The organism is Pseudomonas guineae (assembly GCF_900113745.1).
Taxonomy (GTDB): Bacteria; Pseudomonadota; Gammaproteobacteria; order Pseudomonadales; family Pseudomonadaceae; genus Aquipseudomonas; species Aquipseudomonas guineae.
In genome coordinates this window covers 1,818,638-1,830,807 of the sequence record NZ_FOQL01000001.1, presented here as the reverse complement: position 1 = coordinate 1,830,807, position 12,170 = coordinate 1,818,638, and the positions used below count along the sequence as shown (strand labels likewise).

The window sequence follows — 12,170 nt, the reverse complement described above, 5'->3', positions numbered from 1 at the left end:
ACCCGCACGCCCCTTTTGAGTGCGTCCGGAAGGGCAAGAGTCTAACCGCTCAGGCGCAGGTTGCACGACGTAATAGCGAACAACGCTGGTAACCACGTATTTAATACCCCGCGCACCGGGCCCCTTAGCGCTACCGCCAAGCCACTGCTTTGGGCAGAACCAGGCGATGCCCAAGCACACTTTCGATTCGCAACACACCTCAGTCAGCGCCAGCATCACGCTCGTAGCGCTGCATGCGGCCAGCCGTTTGGGCGTTGATCGCACTTAATTGATGAGTGCATGCGCTCAGCGACCGCCCACTCAGTGATCCCAATGCACGCGTGCCCTCGCCATCCAGGAACAGTTGTGGCAACACCTCAGTCGCATCGAACATACCGAACCCGGCCTGGCCCTGGGTTACAACCTCGCCCCTGGCCCCTTCAGTGTGCTCGGTTACCTGCTGCAGAGTAGCCCGACCCTAGGCAATGCGCTGGGTGCCATCTGCACCTGAGCAGCAGCGACTTGCCTGCCGCGGACATCGCCCTGCTGCTGGGTTATTCGGAACCCAGCGTATTTTTCGGGCGCCTCGTCAATGAATCAGCCTCACGCCGGGCGAATATCGCGCTCGACACAGCGCGCTAACGGCGGTTAGAGATCCTCTACCCGAAACGCCTGAGCGATGACATGGATTAAAGCTGAAGTCCTGCTTGAGCTGTTGATTACTCAGTACCGTGCGTTTTTAAATAATTCGCTGAGCTGATTGTTTACCCGTCAGACCAGAATGGTGCCGTGGCGCATCGCCAATTGCTTGAACTGCGGATGCTGCACACGCGCCTCCGCCAGTAGCAACTCCACTTCACGCTTGTGTTTGGCGAAAGCAAAGCGAGCATGGCCACGCAGCGGCTGATATCGAGCTGCATCGGTTCGATATCAGCTTCATATCGGCACGCTTGAGCGGGCGCATATCAGCGCCCAATGTGGCTGCTGAATAGCCAGTTGCTGACCCATATCGCCGGCAGCACCGGTGTTCAAGATACGCATGAAGCTCGCCATATGCAGTGCGGTACATTGGCACGCAAGGCTGCACTTTCGCCCACTGTGATTACCCACCCTAGGCTATTCGGCTTACTGCAGAGCAGCAGCGGCAGCGCGGGCCGTACGGAGTGACCAAAGGCGGCGCGCACTCACCTCATTAGCTGCATGGCACGTTATGCTCTGCCCCTTATCATGGGGCCGCGGCAGGCTGTCCGCTGTTGAGCCCGCCCGGGTTAGCTCCAGCCCGCGAAACCTAAACAGGTCAACTACGAGCCTCCTATGCTGGCATTAAAACAACAGGTCTTCAGGCTCATCGCTCTGGCTCAACGTCACCCAGGCATGGTGGCGGTTTTTGGTTTTGCCTCTGGGCTGGCGAGTTTTCTGCTGGTGGAGCGCCAAGCTGAACTGGCCCAAGTGCTGGGACTGGTGATGCTCGTCAGCTGGTTATGGCTGATTCTGGAAAACATCCTGCGTGAAAGCATCGCGCGCCGCTTTGGCTTTGAGTTGCCGCCGCCGCTGTTGCGCTATGCGACGCAGATGATCCACCAAGAAAGCCTGTTCTTCGTCCTGCCGTTTTTCTTTATCACCACTACGTGGAACAGCGGACAACTATTGTTCAGTGGGCTGCTTGCGGCCGCAGCATTGGTTTCGATCATCGACCCGCTCTACTACAAATGGCTAGCACCCAAACGCTGGCTGTTTCTTGCGTATCACACCTTAGCGTTATTTGCCGTGCTGCTCACGGCGCTGCCAATCATCTTCAAACTCACCACCCCGCAGAGTTACCAACTGGCGCTCGCCGCCGCGGTGCTGCTGTCGTTCCCATCACTGTTCGCGATCATCACCGTACAGCGTTGGTGGCGCGGATTATTGCTGATCGGCCTGACGCTGGCCCTCGGCGCTGGGGGCTGGCTCGCGCGCGTCTGGGTGCCACCCGCCACGTTGTGGCTGACCGAGGTGGCCGTGACCACTCAATTCGATAACCAAAACCGCGCACCGGGCGCGAGCCTCAAGCAGTTGAGCGTGGCGCAGCTGCGCAGTCAGGGCTTGTACGCTTACACCGCGATCAATGCGCCACGTGGACTGAATGAACGGATTTACCACGTCTGGCGGCGCGATGGCGGCGAGGTCGAGCGCATCGCGCTGAATATCCAAGGCGGACGTAAAGAAGGCTATCGCGCCTGGACCCACAAGCAAAACTTCCCCGCCGACGCCGTAGGCCGCTGGCAGGTGCAAGTCCTCACCGAAGCTGGACAGATGATCGGCGTACTGCGGTTTAAGGTGGTGGAATAACCACGGATAAATCTATTTGAGCTCTCGCGAGCTAGAGCCCTGCAAGGCGCTACGTTAGTAACAGCCTGCGGCTGGTCAAAACGGCGAGTAAGCGGACTGGGCCCGCACGCGAGTGTACTTTTGTACATGAGCATGACTCGCTTCACTCGCCCCTTCGGGGTCGCGCTGTAGCGCGTTAGCCACAAGTGGCTTGCCGCGCCTGTTTTAACGCCGCAGAGCCGACGCGCAGCAGATCGCGGTCGAACACCTAGCCGAAGAACCAATAGCAGACGAATATGGCGGCTACGACACCGGCAAACTCGGCCAGCAGTGCACAGCCCACGGCATGCCGCACGCGCTGAATGCCGACCGCACCGAAATACACCGCCAGCACATAGAAGGTGGTTTCCGTACTGCCCTGCACCGTGGCGGCGATCAGCGCGGGGAAGCTGTCGACGCCCTGGGTCTGCATGGTTTCAATCAGCATGGCGCGCGCCGCACTGCCGGAGAAGGGTTTGACCATGGCGGTGGGCAGCGCTTCAACAAAGCGCGTGTCCCAGCCAACCGCCTCGACCAGCCAGCGAATCCCGTCGAGACCAAACTCCAATGCCCCAGATGCACGCAGTACACCAATCGCGCAGAGCATCGCTACCAGATAGGGCAGCAGGCTCTTGGCCACGTCGAAGCCTTCTTTCGCGCCTTCAATAAACTCCTCGTAGACCGCCACTTTCCTCAATGCGCCCATCAGCAGAAACAGCAGGATGATGCCGAACAGGGTGAGGTTACCGGCCAGCGACGAGAGGGCCGCCAGCGCCGTGGCTGACATGCCGGCCAGCAGCGCCATAAAGGCCCCCAGCGCCAGCGTCCCTGGTACCAAGTAGGCCAGCACCACCGGGTCCCACAAGCGCAGGCGCTGCATCACTGCCACCGACAGCAAGCCGACCAGGGTCGAGGCGCTGGTGGCCAACAGAATGGGTAGGAAGACCAGGGTTGGATCAGGTGCACCCTGCTGGGCGCGGTACATAAAGATGGTCACCGGCAGCAAGGTCAGCGACGAGGCATTGAGCACCAGAAAGAGGATTTGCGCGTTGCTCGCCGTGGTACTGCTGGGGTTAAGCGTTTGCAGGGCACGCATGGCTTTCAGGCCGATCGGCGTGGCTGCGTTGTCCAGGCCCAGGCCATTGGCGGCGAAATTCATAGTGATCAAACCAAGGGCTGGATGACCACGCGGCACCTCGGGCATCAACCGTGCAAACAGCGGCCCAAGCACCCGCGCTAGGGCGTCGACCAGGCCGGCTTTATCGGCGATACGCAGCAAGCCGAGCCATAGCGTAAGGGTGCCAAACAACAGCACCATGACCTCGACCGACAGCTTGGCCATGGCAAACAGGCTTTCGACCATGGCGGCGAACACCGCCGGATCATCGCCCAATAACCAGCGCGACAGGCCGGCAACCGCCGCCACCAAAAAAAACCCCAGCCACAAGCCGTTGAGCATACCGATCCCCTGTTAATGGGCGTGATGATAGCGCGGCTGGCGAAACTGGGGTGCAAAGGAGCGGTTCAAGACCGCTCAGGGAGCGTTGCAGCAGTAATCAGTACCAGTTGGGGTCTTTCTGCAGTTGCTCAAGCAACAGCGTCTGGACCGCCTCATTCGGCTCGCCTAACCAGCGCAAGATGGCATGCTGGCTGGGTACGTGGCCCACGGGTAAGCCGTCTGGCAGCTGAACATAGAGGGCATAAGCAGTGTCTTTGTCCCACGTGAAGGCGGTATACAGGCGCTGATTGAAGCAGTTTTGCACCGCGCACAGTTGGCCGACCAAGTACTTGTCACCATCGTCCTCCAAGCCTTGCATGGGCCTGGCATCGCCACTGAGGTTCATCACCCACTCAGGCAAACGACTTTCGTCTTCAACCAGATCCCGCCAGGTTTCTTGGTAGGTAACGTCACTGGAGAGCAATTCATTGAGGTGAAATTGCGTATCGGTGTCGGCGGCCAAAGCCGCCGCACTGCCCCCTAAAATCAGGGCAGCAAATAGCGTCTTGAAAAAACTCATGCCCACTCCTTAGACCTTAGGGCGACGGCCCATGATGAACGACACAATGAACAGCACCAGAAAGACCAGGAATAGAATTTTCGCGATCCCGGTTGCAGTGCCGGCGATACCACCGAAGCCCAGCACGGCAGCGATGATGGCAATGATCAGAAAGGTAATGGCCCAACTCAACATGGTGATTCTCCTTTGTAGAACAAACCCCAGCGGGTGCGCTGCGGCAAAACGAAAGGGGTCTCAGACACCTTCGCAGGTTTTTGCATGATTGCCGGGGCAACCGTAATAGAACTATTGCAGGGCTCATGCCAGCCTTATGAATCAATTTAATCCTTATATTTCAATTACTTGAGAAAATACTATTCAACCTTAAACATGCAAGCTGCATGATTGCTCAGCATTCTCCGTGCAACTTGCATGATGGGCGGCTCGCCGCTGACCTCAGCGGCGAGGAGCAAAGAGCGCTATCCGTAAACCGCAATGAAGACGAGACAAGCCGCTCTGCGTGCACAGCACAGCAGTCGAGGACATAAATAAAGAAGATGGCGGGCGTGAGCGCAGTCGCCAGTGCGGGAAGTGACACCCATACGCCGGGTGGCGCCAGGCAGGTACGGGGTGGTGTTAGGGGAAGTCGTTACAACGCGCGAGCGTGAGACCCGCTGGGCAGTTAGAAACTCAAACGCGGTGGCGTGAGCATCGGTTGCTTATCCCGCCACTGCAGACTGCCACGCTGTATTTGCGGCGAGTCGTAAGCCAGGTCAGTCGCGTGTTGATAGATGCCTGCGTTGGGCGACGCGGGCATAGCCTGTACTGCGAGATCAGCACAGTGTTGTTGCGCACAAGACCCGTTGATCGAGGGCTTAATAGCGCTTTCATGCAGAGCCAGCACAGAGCCTTGGAGGTTACGCATCCACTGTGGCCAAGCATGCTCAACTTCTCGGATGGCGGGCCAGCTTTGCGAGTAGCGCGGCGCAGGCTCAGCCGTTGCTACGGCACTTGATGAGAATGAGGTGGCGGCGACCAAAGCCGCCGCACTGCCGCCCAACATCAGGGCGGCAAGCAGCGTCTTAAAGGGTTGCATGCGGTGCGCTCCTAACCCCGTGGGCGGCGGCCCATGATGAACGACACAATGAACAGCACCAGAAAGACCAAGAACAGAATCTTCGCGATCCCGGTTGCGGTGCCGGCGATACCACCGAAGCCCAGTACGGCAGCGATGATGGCAATGATCAGAAAGGTAATGGCCCAACTCAACATGGTGATTCTCCTTGTTTACCGGCTGCACCCGATGCGCAGCGATTGAGGGACGCGGTACACACCACGCCCCACTGCCTTACTGCATGGACTGCTTGAGGTTGCGCATGCGGTCATGGTTGGCACGCACGGTCGGCATTTGCGTCGCAAGCAACGCATGTATGTCCGGGTCAGCGTCCTTCAGTACCGCTTCGAAGGCGTGCAGGATGCGGTCTTCCGCTTCCTCCAGCTGCGCCACATAGGCACCCTCTTCATCGCTGACCAGCGTGGCCTTAGTGTCCGCATACACCTGACGCAGTTTGCCCACAACAGTGCCGCCATCGGCTGGCTTCTGTTGGTTGGCGGCCACTTTTACCGACAGCGCGCGAATCAGTTCAGTCTTGGTTTGCGCCATGTCACGGAACAGCGCCTGCAAGCGCACATCTTTCACTTCTTCGTGGGCGTGCTGATAAAAACGCTGACCGTCACGGGTAATTTCAATCAGCTCGTTCAGTTGCTGGATTTTGTCAGTCATGGTGACTCTCCTCTGGCTGTAACGGCGGCGATAACCGCCTCAAGATTTGGCTGCCAGTGATACCTGACAGCCAGCTGCTTAGCTGTCGACGTGCAGGGCGTCAGCGTCTACGCCGCGGACACCGCGAATGTTGCGTGCCGTTTCCACGGCCAATTGCTTCTCGGCATTGCTCAACACTCGGCCGCTCAGGTTAACCATGCCTTTCTGGGTATCCACCGTGATGCTCAGGCCATCCAAGTTACGGCTGTAAATCAGGCTGGATTTGACCTTGCTGGTGATCCACGCATCGCTAATGGACGCCGCGGCATCATCGGCGGCGTTTTGCGCCTGGGCGGCGGTGCTGTCGGCTTTACTCACGCTCAATAGGTTGCTTACCTCACGCACGCCATCGGTGTTGGCGGCCAGGCGCCCTGCCAGCTCCTTGGCTTCGGGGTTTTGCGCGCTACCGTTGAGGGTAACCTTGCCGTTCACCGCATCGACATCAATGTCTAAGCCCTCAGTGTTGCTGTTCCACAGCAGCTTGGACTTGACGGTGGCCGCCAGCGTGGCGTCTTCAAAACGCTGCGACATATTCGGCTCGCTGCTGGCTTTGGCCTCGAACTTAGGGTCCAGCTTGAGTTGGTTGTCCACCTTGTTTACGCCGTCAACGCCCAGAGCAATCTGCTCAGCCAAATCACGCTCGACCGAGGTCTCTACGGTACCGGTGATTTTCGCGGTGCCGTTCTCGACATCCACCTCAATGGCGAACGGGTTGAGATGGCGATTGAGGGCAAATGCAGTCCACACCGAGCCTTCCTGGCGGGCCTCACTGAGTTCACGGCTCATATCACCCTCAGCAGCGAATGCGCTGAAAGGTGCCAGGCCGATCATGCCGGCGGTTGCGGTGGCCAGGGCCAGAGTCTTCAACTTATGCATGGCAGTTCCTCCAATGGATTGCAGTGCTTGCGTCGCTTTGTGCGACTTACACCTCACTGTCGCAAGGCCCGTGCCAGGCCATGATCAAAAAATAAAATCATTAAAATCAATTACTTATGCTCATAAAAAGAAACCCATTGGTGTGCAAGCTGCATGATTGCCTATTCTGCGCCGTGCAACTTGCACGACAGATCGCGGACTAACCCTCAGCACCCAGCCAAGGAGAGCAATATGGACACCCCTTCACAGCCGCTCGGCCGCATTCTGTTGGTCGATGATGAACCCGCCATCCTGCGCACCTTCCGTTATTGCCTGGAAGACGAGGGTTACCAGGTCAGTACGGCCAACAGCGCAGCCCAAGCCGACGCGTTATTGCTGCGCCAAGTGTTCGATTTATGCTTCCTCGACTTGCGGCTGGGCAACGACGACGGCATGGAGGTGCTCACGCACATGCGCGTGCAGGCACCGTGGATGCGGGTGGTGATGATTACCGCGCACTCAGCGATCGATACCGCCGTGGACGCGATCCAGGCGGGTGCTGCCGATTACTTAGTGAAGCCCTGCAGCCCCGAACAGCTGCGTCTGGCTGCCAGCAAACAACTGGAAGCGCGGCAGATGGCCGAGCGCTTGGCGCATCTCGAAGGGCATGCGCGTAAACCCGGCGAGGGTTTGGACTCGCATAACCCGGCCATGATGGCGGTGCTGCAAACGGCGAAGCAGGTGGCTGACACCGATGCCAATATTCTGATCCTCGGCGAGTCCGGCACCGGCAAGGGTGAGCTGGCCCAGGCCATCCACGGCTGGAGCAAGCGCGCGAAAAAGTCTTGCGTGACCATCAACTGCCCCTCCTTAAGTGCCGAGTTGATGGAGAGCGAGTTGTTTGGGCATAACCGCGGCTCGTTTACCGGCGCCACCGAAAGTACCCAGGGACGTGTCAGCCAAGCCGATGGCGGCACCCTCTTTCTTGATGAGATCGGCGACTTCCCGCTGGCTCTGCAACCGAAGCTGCTGCGCTTTATTCAAGACAAGGTGTACGAACGAATTGGTGACCCGCAGACCCGTCAGGCTGATGTGCGCATCGTCGCGGCGACCAACCTCAATCTCGACGAAATGGCCAAGCAGGGCCAGTTCCGTGAAGACCTGCTCTACCGCCTGAATGTAATCACCCTAACCCTGCCCGCGCTGCGTGAACGCCGCGAAGACATCATGGTGCTGGCCGAGCGTTTTCTCGCGCGCTTTGTCAGCGACTATGCGCGCCCCGCACGGGCCTTCAGTAATGAGGCGCGCGAGGCGCTACTCAGCTACGCCTGGCCAGGCAATATTCGTGAGCTGCGCAATGTAGTCGAGCGCGCCAGCATTCTCTGCGCAGAAGAGCAGGTGCAGGTCAGCCATTTGGGACTCACCCTCAATGCCGAGCTGTGCAGCCCCCAGGCCGGCGCGCAAATGAGCTTGGAGGCATTGGAGAAAGCCCATATCAGCGCGGTATTGGCCAATAGCGGCACGCTGGACCAAGCGGCTAAAACACTGGGTATCGACGCCTCAACGCTGTACCGCAAACGTAAGCAGCTCGACCTATGAGGTTACGTAACCAGCTGTTCATCAGCGGTGGGGCCTTGGTCACGGCCGCCTTGGTCGGGTTACTCCTGGGCATGTTCAGCATCTGGCAGCTGAGCAAAACCCAGAATGAAGCCATGACCCGCAACATGAACATCATCGATGCCTCACTCGGCCTGCGCCAAGAGATGGGCACCCAAGTCATTCTGATCATTGCCGACAAGCTCGACCGGCCAGCATTGAAAGCGTCGGATGCACGCTTCAATGAATGGCTGCGCAAAGCCGCCGACGATTCTATGAATGCCAGCGATCATCAGGCGGTAATCGAGATTCAGCGGACCTATGGCCTCTATCAAAAATTTCTAGACTCGCCCGCGACGGTGCGCCGTCACCTGCTCAAGGACGACAATTTCACCCTGGCCTTGAGCGCGCTGCGCGACAGCATCAACACCATGCAAATGCATTACGTCAGCCAGGTCCATCTTGAACAACAGAACGTGCGCGAACGCACCTGGCTGATTACCACGCTGCTCGGCCTGATCGGCTTGGCGGTGTTATTGATCAGTTTTGTTACGGCGCACAGCGTCGCCCGCCGGCTGGGCCGACCGATTGAGGAGCTGGCCATCGCCGCAGACCAGATCGGCCGTGGCGACTTTCACGTCAGCCTGCCCACCCCGCCGGTGACAGAAATCGCATCATTGAGCCGGCGCTTCGGGTTAATGGCCGAAGCGCTGCGGGCCTTCAAAAACAGTGATATCCAGGCCCTAAAAGCTGAGCAACAACGCCTTAACGCGGTACTCGACAGCATCGACGATGGCCTGCTGATCTTCGATCGCCAAGGTGACGTCGAGCATTTCAACCCGGTAGCGCAACGCCAGTTGGCCTGGGACGAAAGCCAGCTCGGCCAACAAGCGCCATTAACCCTGCAGCATTCAGACCTGCAAACCCAGCTGTATCGCGTGCTGCAAGGCAAACCGCTGGAAGAGGCGCTGGAAGACCTGCAAGTCGATATCGATGGCGAACAACGCCTACTCGCCTATAGCCTGGCAGCGGTCAGCCACGACGGTGAACAACCCTCTGGGGCGGTAATGGTGCTGCGCGATGTCACCGAACAGCGTGCATTCGAACGGGTGCGCAGCGAGTTTGTGCTACGCGCCTCGCATGAGCTGCGCACACCGGTCACCGGCATGCTGATGGCGTTCTCTCTGCTGCAGGAACGCATGAAATTCCCCGAAGAAACCCGCGAGGCCGACCTGCTCAGCACCGTGGACGAAGAAATGCAGCGGCTGTTACGCCTGATCAATGACCTGCTGAATTTCTCGCGTTACCAGAACGGCCTGCAAAGTCTTGAGCGCGTTGAGTGCAGCATCGAGCCACTGCTGCGCATGGCTCAGCAGCGCTTCGATGTGCAAGCGGCGGAGTTACAGGTCGCGCTGCAATACGAAGCTGAAGAGGACTTACCGCTGCTGCAGGTCGATCCACTGCAAATCGAACGGGTACTCGACAACCTGATCGGCAACGCCTTACGTCACAGTCACCCTGGCGGCACCGTGCAGTTGCGCGCGCGCAGGCGGGATGATCGGGTCGAGCTGAGCGTAACTGACAATGGCGAGGGGATTCCCTTTCGCCAACAAGCGCGGATTTTCGAGCCATTCGTGCAAGTCAGCCGCAAGAAGGGCGGTGCAGGCTTGGGCCTGGCGCTGTGTAAAGAGATTGTGCAATTACACGGCGGCTCTATCGGGGTCAAATCTCGGGTGGGTCAAGGCACGCAGTTCTACGTACTGCTCCCCACCTGAGACGCTACTGCCACGTATCAGTTTCTAGAGCTTGGCACACGCCACACATGAGAACGCCGCCTTAAAGGCGGCGCTCCTCAACTTACTGGCGACTTATCGCGGCTCACCACTGACTCAGGTTTAGCCGCGGAACCGGCCTAATGGCTCGCCGCATCCTTGATCAGCGGCACTTCTTTACCTTCAGCATCGAACAACTTGCCACCTTTGAAGTAGTCACCATCGTTCAGGGCAGCCACATCCTGGAAGCCTAGGGTGCGTTCGCTAGCGGCCACGAAGACTGACTGATTCTCTGAGTTGCCGGTCTTGAGGTGGTTGAACAGCAGGTTGAGCGCAATGGCCATGATCGCCGCCGAGCTGATGCCCGAATGGAAAATGGTTTCGAACCAGGACGGGAACTGGTGATAGAAGGTCGGCGCCGCGATTGGGATCATGCCAAAGCCAATCGAGGTCGCGACGATGATCAGGTTCATATTGTTGCGGTAGTCGACCTTAGACAAAGTACGAATGCCGCTCGCTGCTACGGTACCGAACAGCACCACGCCTGCACCACCCAGCACCGACGTTGGCACCGCGGCTACTAAACGACCCATGATCGGCAAAAGGCCCAGGGTCACTAGAATCAACCCCGCCGACGCCACCACGTAACGGCTCTTAACCCCGGTCACCGCCACCAAACCGACGTTTTGGGCAAAGGCGCTCTGGGTGAAGGAGCCGAAGATCGGGGCAAACACGCTGGAGATCATGTCCGCCCGCAGACCATTGCCGAGGCGCTTGGAGTCAACCTTGGTTTCGATGATGTCACCAACCGCCAGAATGTCCGCCGAGGTTTCCACCAGGGTGACGATGATCACGATACACATCGAGACGATGGCCGCGACGTGAAAGGTCGGCATGCCGAAATGGAATGGCGAAGGCAAGGCAAATATCGGCCCTTGAGTCACCTTGGAGAAGTCCGCCATACCCAGCGCTACCGCGACCAGCGTACCAATGATCATGGCCAGCAGGATCGACAAGCGCGAAATGCTCGCACTGCCTAATTTACTCAGCAGCAACACCGTGCAAAGGGTCAGCGCGGCCAGGCCGATGTTGGCCATGCTGCCGAAATCAGCGGCCTGACTGTTACCGCCCATCGCCCAACGTGCAGCTACCGGCATCAGGGTCAGACCGATAATGGTGATAACAATACCGTTGACCAGCGGCGGGAAGAATTTAGTAATTCGTGAGAATACCGGTGTGATCAACAGCCCGATCAGCGAGGCGGCAATCACCGCACCGAATACGGCTGGCAGGCCACCCTCACCGCCACTACCGAGAATCGCGACCATGGTCGCTACGCCCGCAAAAGACACGCCCTGCACCAGCGGCAACTGCGAACCGAAGAACGGCAGGCCGAGGGTTTGCAGCAAGGTTGCCAGGCCACCGGCAAACAGCGAAGCCGCGATCAGCAGACCGATATCGGCAGGCGACAGACCCGCCGCCTGCCCAATGATCAGCGGCACAGCCACGATGCCGCCATACATCGTCAGCACATGCTGCAGGCCATAGGCGAAGTTGGCGCCGATACCGAGGTTTTCGTCTTCCGGACGCTGCGTGGAAGACGGCGTAACAGATGAATTCGTCATGCTGTGGGTCTCGCTGTTGTTCTTGTGTGAGCTCAATGTAGACAAAGTTAAAGTCTCCTGACTACAACTTTGTATACATTTCTGTAAAAAATAGCTCCATAAGAACGATCAACAGCCCAGCGGTCTAAAAAGTGACAACCTCATACAAAAAAACGCCAAGGTAATCACTACCTCGGCG

General features: G+C 58.4%; 12 protein-coding genes. 4 read left to right on the top strand and 8 right to left on the bottom strand.

The window, feature by feature from the left end; genetic code table 11:
• Window positions 1-343: 343 nt before the first annotated feature.
• Both BMZ32_RS19570 and BMZ32_RS08280 read left to right on the top strand, forming a co-directional pair.
• Window positions 344-490 carry an AraC family transcriptional regulator ligand-binding domain-containing protein gene (locus tag BMZ32_RS19570; RefSeq protein WP_244153930.1) on the top strand — a complete coding sequence of 49 codons (147 nt, stop codon included), beginning with the start codon at window positions 344-346 and terminating at the stop codon, window positions 488-490.
• Between the two features lie 803 nt (window positions 491-1,293).
• The gene (locus tag BMZ32_RS08280; protein WP_090241251.1) at window positions 1,294-2,307 is read left to right on the top strand and encodes a DUF5924 family protein; all 1,014 of its coding nucleotides are present in this window, start codon (window positions 1,294-1,296) and stop codon (window positions 2,305-2,307) included.
• 247 nt (window positions 2,308-2,554) lie between these two features.
• Here BMZ32_RS08280 and BMZ32_RS08275 read toward each other — a convergent pair whose 3' ends face one another.
• The 7 genes from BMZ32_RS08275 to BMZ32_RS08245 form a co-directional block, all read right to left on the bottom strand.
• Complete coding sequence (locus tag BMZ32_RS08275; RefSeq protein WP_090241249.1) at window positions 2,555-3,784, bottom strand: nucleoside recognition domain-containing protein; 1,230 nt, start codon at window positions 3,782-3,784, stop codon at window positions 2,555-2,557.
• A 97-nt stretch (window positions 3,785-3,881) separates the two neighbouring features.
• Entirely contained in the window at window positions 3,882-4,343 is a 462-nt protein-coding gene (locus tag BMZ32_RS08270) for an inhibitor of vertebrate lysozyme family protein (RefSeq protein WP_090241247.1), read from the bottom strand.
• Window positions 4,344-4,352: 9 nt separating this feature from the next.
• On the bottom strand, window positions 4,353-4,517 hold the full coding sequence (locus BMZ32_RS08265; RefSeq protein ID WP_090241246.1) for a DUF1328 domain-containing protein: 165 nt from the start codon (window positions 4,515-4,517) through the stop codon (window positions 4,353-4,355).
• 487 nt (window positions 4,518-5,004) lie between these two features.
• Complete coding sequence (locus tag BMZ32_RS08260) at window positions 5,005-5,418, bottom strand: hypothetical protein (protein WP_090241244.1); 414 nt, start codon at window positions 5,416-5,418, stop codon at window positions 5,005-5,007.
• An 11-nt stretch (window positions 5,419-5,429) separates the two neighbouring features.
• The gene (locus BMZ32_RS08255) at window positions 5,430-5,594 is read right to left on the bottom strand and encodes a DUF1328 domain-containing protein (RefSeq protein ID WP_090241243.1); all 165 of its coding nucleotides are present in this window, start codon (window positions 5,592-5,594) and stop codon (window positions 5,430-5,432) included.
• A 76-nt stretch (window positions 5,595-5,670) separates the two neighbouring features.
• Window positions 5,671-6,105 (bottom strand): PA2169 family four-helix-bundle protein, encoded by a 435-nt coding sequence (locus tag BMZ32_RS08250; RefSeq protein ID WP_090241241.1) that lies wholly within the window; start codon window positions 6,103-6,105, stop codon window positions 5,671-5,673.
• Window positions 6,106-6,183: 78 nt separating this feature from the next.
• A complete protein-coding gene (locus BMZ32_RS08245; protein ID WP_090241239.1) occupies window positions 6,184-7,020 on the bottom strand; it encodes a BON domain-containing protein in 837 nt (278 codons plus the stop codon).
• Window positions 7,021-7,251: 231 nt separating this feature from the next.
• Here BMZ32_RS08245 and algB point away from each other — a divergent pair, with 231 nt between their 5' ends.
• Window positions 7,252-8,598, top strand: a complete 1,347-nt coding sequence (algB, locus tag BMZ32_RS08240) for a sigma-54-dependent response regulator transcription factor AlgB (protein WP_090241236.1) — start codon at window positions 7,252-7,254, stop codon at window positions 8,596-8,598.
• Window positions 8,595-10,370 (top strand): ATP-binding protein, encoded by a 1,776-nt coding sequence (locus BMZ32_RS08235; protein WP_090241234.1) that lies wholly within the window; start codon window positions 8,595-8,597, stop codon window positions 10,368-10,370. The genes algB and BMZ32_RS08235 overlap by 4 nt, the downstream gene beginning before the upstream one ends.
• A gap of 137 nt (window positions 10,371-10,507) precedes the next feature.
• On the opposite strand, the gene BMZ32_RS08230 is transcribed toward BMZ32_RS08235, so the two are convergent.
• Window positions 10,508-11,992 (bottom strand): nucleobase:cation symporter-2 family protein, encoded by a 1,485-nt coding sequence (locus BMZ32_RS08230; protein ID WP_090241232.1) that lies wholly within the window; start codon window positions 11,990-11,992, stop codon window positions 10,508-10,510.
• Between the last annotated feature and the right edge of the window lie 178 nt (window positions 11,993-12,170).

Coding starts and splice junctions, on each gene's coding strand:
- BMZ32_RS08280 (WP_090241251.1), top strand. CDS start 1,294: ATGCTGGCATTAAAACAACAGGTCTTCAGGCTCATCGCTCTGGCTCAA.
- BMZ32_RS08275 (WP_090241249.1), bottom strand. CDS start 3,784: ATGCTCAACGGCTTGTGGCTGGGGTTTTTTTTGGTGGCGGCGGTTGCC.
- BMZ32_RS08270 (WP_090241247.1), bottom strand. CDS start 4,343: ATGAGTTTTTTCAAGACGCTATTTGCTGCCCTGATTTTAGGGGGCAGT.
- BMZ32_RS08265 (WP_090241246.1), bottom strand. CDS start 4,517: ATGTTGAGTTGGGCCATTACCTTTCTGATCATTGCCATCATCGCTGCC.
- BMZ32_RS08260 (WP_090241244.1), bottom strand. CDS start 5,418: ATGCAACCCTTTAAGACGCTGCTTGCCGCCCTGATGTTGGGCGGCAGT.
- BMZ32_RS08255 (WP_090241243.1), bottom strand. CDS start 5,594: ATGTTGAGTTGGGCCATTACCTTTCTGATCATTGCCATCATCGCTGCC.
- BMZ32_RS08250 (WP_090241241.1), bottom strand. CDS start 6,105: ATGACTGACAAAATCCAGCAACTGAACGAGCTGATTGAAATTACCCGT.
- BMZ32_RS08245 (WP_090241239.1), bottom strand. CDS start 7,020: ATGCATAAGTTGAAGACTCTGGCCCTGGCCACCGCAACCGCCGGCATG.
- algB (WP_090241236.1), top strand. CDS start 7,252: ATGGACACCCCTTCACAGCCGCTCGGCCGCATTCTGTTGGTCGATGAT.
- BMZ32_RS08235 (WP_090241234.1), top strand. CDS start 8,595: ATGAGGTTACGTAACCAGCTGTTCATCAGCGGTGGGGCCTTGGTCACG.
- BMZ32_RS08230 (WP_090241232.1), bottom strand. CDS start 11,992: ATGACGAATTCATCTGTTACGCCGTCTTCCACGCAGCGTCCGGAAGAC.